At 73.2% G+C, this 812-nt stretch carries 1 protein-coding gene and 1 pseudogene; both read right to left on the bottom strand.

What is annotated here, in order from left to right:
* Nucleotides 1–521: SRPBCC family protein (locus SACPADRAFT_RS0202830; protein WP_007027814.1), on the bottom strand; the 521-nt coding region annotated here is incomplete at its 3' end.
* Between the two features lie 127 nt (nucleotides 522–648).
* Nucleotides 649–812: pseudogene (locus SACPADRAFT_RS30230) on the bottom strand (xanthine dehydrogenase family protein subunit M); the annotation flags it as partial.

Here is an 812-nt window from a genome sequence, read left to right as displayed (position 1 = left end):
TCCCGGGCCTCGGCCGCCCGCTCGGCGCGGTCGGCCTGCCCCGGGGTGGTGTCCACACCGGCCCCCGCGGTCTCGCCCGCGGTGCCGAGCATCGCGGCGAGATTCGCGGCGAAGTCGTCCAGGATCTTGCCGCCGACCTCGGAGATCATGCCCCGGCCGAACTGGGCGGGCTTGCCGGTGACGCTCAGGTCGGTGGCAACGTCCCCCTTCGTGGTACCCCCGTCGGCGGTCAGGGTGACGGTGACCGTCGCCGAGGCGGTACCGGCGCCGCGGGCGTCCTTGCCCGACGCCTTGATCACCAGTTTCCGTTCCTGCTCGTTCTTCTCCTCGAACTCGCCCGAGCCCTTGTACAGCAGGGACACCGGCCCGAGCTTGACCTTCACCGTGCCCTTGAAGGTGTCCCCCTCCACGGAGGTCAGACTGGCTCCGGGCATGCAGGGGGCCACCCGCTCGGGGTCCAGCACCGCCTGCCACACCTCGTCGATGGGCGCCGGAACGGTGAACTCGTGGTCGAGCCGCACGGGCCGACCTCCTCTCTGGTCCGTCTGGTGTCGCTGGCCGGGTCCCCGGGACCACGCCGACGGTGATCGCCACCGCGCGTGGTCCCGGGGACACGACTCTCACCCTGCCATGCTCACCCGGTCGGGGTCAGGCTGTCACGGCGTTGCTGACGGCCCGGCCGGTGAGGACGCGGGCGAGGTGCCTGCGGTAGTCCTCGTCGGCGTTGCCGTCCGCCGTCGGGTCCGTGCCCTCGGCCGCGTGCTCGGCGGCCGCCCGGATGGTGTCCGCGGTGGCGGGCTGCCCCACCAGCG

It is taken from the genome of Saccharomonospora iraqiensis subsp. paurometabolica YIM 90007, from assembly GCF_000231035.2.
Taxonomy (GTDB): Bacteria; Actinomycetota; Actinomycetes; order Mycobacteriales; family Pseudonocardiaceae; genus Saccharomonospora; species Saccharomonospora paurometabolica.
Note: the sequence above shows the minus strand (reverse complement) of the source record. Positions and strands in the feature narration are given on the sequence as shown.